Below are 709 nucleotides of genomic sequence, written 5' to 3'. Positions count from 1 at the left end.
AACAAATCCCTCAAAAATATTCATCTCTCCAATAAAATCTGCAACAAAACGAGAACTGGGATATTCATAAATTTCTGTAGGTGTTCCAATTTGGCGTATACGTCCCTCTTCCATTACACCAATGCGCGTCGACATTGTCATCGCTTCTTCTTGATCATGTGTAACCATAACGAAAGTAACTCCCAATGTTTCTTGGATGTTAACAAGTTCAAACTGAGTTTGTTCACGCAATTTCCTATCAAGGGCTCCCAGAGGCTCATCTAAAAGAAGAACTCGGGGTTGTTTTGCAAGGCTTCTGGCAAGAGCGACTCTTTGCCTTTGTCCCCCGGATAATTGCTGAGGTTTTCGTTTTGCATATTTTCTTAAATGAACAAGCTCCAACATAGAAATAACACGATCCTTAATATCATTTTCTGGCATTTTTTGTTGTTTCAAACCAAAAGCTATATTCTGTTCAACGGTCATATGAGGAAAAAGAGCATATGATTGAAACATCATATTAACAGGTCGATTATATGGTTCGACATTCGTCATATTTAAACCATCTATAAATATCTTACCTGAGGTTGGTATCTCAAAACCTGCTAATAACCTTAACAAAGTTGTCTTACCGCATCCTGAAGCACCCAAAAGAGAAAAAAATTCTCCTGGAAAAATCTGTAGGCTAATGTTGTTAACAGCGGGAAAACCGTCAAATGTTTTGGAAACA

Annotated in this window: 1 protein-coding gene; it reads right to left on the bottom strand. The window is 37.7% G+C overall.

Features of this window, described 5'->3' with window-relative positions:
- A partial coding sequence (locus IG80_RS0112030) for an ABC transporter ATP-binding protein (RefSeq protein WP_032114267.1) occupies nt 1–709 on the bottom strand: 709 nt, incomplete at both ends.

The sequence above is a fragment of the Candidatus Paracaedibacter symbiosus genome (genome assembly GCF_000757605.1).
Taxonomy (GTDB): Bacteria; Pseudomonadota; Alphaproteobacteria; order Paracaedibacterales; family Paracaedibacteraceae; genus Paracaedibacter_A; species Paracaedibacter_A symbiosus.
The sequence above is the reverse complement of the archived record's forward strand: the minus strand, read 5'-3'. Positions and strand labels throughout refer to the sequence as shown.